We start from the raw sequence: 1009 nt of genomic DNA on the forward strand, positions 1-1009 counted from the left end.
CACCGTCTGGAATTAGCTGAATCTGAACCCGGTCAGCAATACCATCAACACACCTTGCAAACCTTGCGTGAGTGGGGCGGTAAAACAACCACAGGTGATTTAAGTGAAACGGATTTATTAGAAGAAAACTCGCCGTTGTGGCCCAAAGTGACGTCAACGGTTGATAATTGTCTTGGGCAGCAATGTCCTCAATACGATGAATGCTTTATTGTTGAAGCGAGACGTAAAGCACAGGAAGCCGACATTGTCGTGGTGAATCATCATTTATTAATGTCAGATATGGCACTAAAATCATCTGGTCAGGGCGAGGTTTTACCTGATGCCGATGCGTATATTATAGATGAAGCTCATCAACTCCCTGCCATTGCCAGTCAATTCCTCGGCCATCGAGTCAGCAGTCATCAACTCCAGGAGTTAAGCCGAGACAGTATCCGTGAAATGGAAGCTGAAGCAACGGATATGAACGATATCCGCACTGCGGCAGAACAATTAGATAATCGCTTACATCAATTTAATCTATCTTTGGGTGAACATGAGCAACGCGTTCCCTGGCAACCCGTGTTAGAAAAGTCACAAGATATTATAGAAAAGCTCGATATCTTACTAGAATCATTAGAGAAATTAGAAATTCAACTCGATGCAGCTTCCGAGCGGGGCAGAGGCTTAGAACAATGTTACCAACGCTGTCAGGATTTGATTGAACGTTTGTCCATATTTCAGCAAAACGAACAAACAGACTTAGTTTTATGGCTGGACAACCGTAATTCGAGTTTTATTTTGCATGCCACGCCACAAGAAGTCAGCCAGTATTTCCAAGCCTGGATAAAAGATAAACCACAGGCTTGGGTCTTCACTTCAGCCACACTCACGGTAGCAGGCAAGTTTAATAACTTCACTCATCAGCTAGGTTTGGAAGATCCGGTGACAGCCAGCTGGCAAAGTCCATTTGATTATGGCAAACAAAGCTTGCTTTATATGCCGACGATTCCAGTTGAGCCATCCAACCCGA

1 protein-coding gene is annotated in these 1009 nt (G+C 44.3%); it reads left to right on the forward strand.

Going from position 1 to position 1009, the window contains the following annotated elements; translation table 11 throughout:
* On the forward strand, nt 1-1009 hold a 1009-nt coding region (locus tag B3V56_RS14170; protein WP_289284447.1), incomplete at both ends, for an ATP-dependent DNA helicase.

The organism is Methylophaga sp. UBA2513, assembly GCF_002341285.1.
GTDB lineage: Bacteria > Pseudomonadota > Gammaproteobacteria > Nitrosococcales > Methylophagaceae > Methylophaga > Methylophaga marina.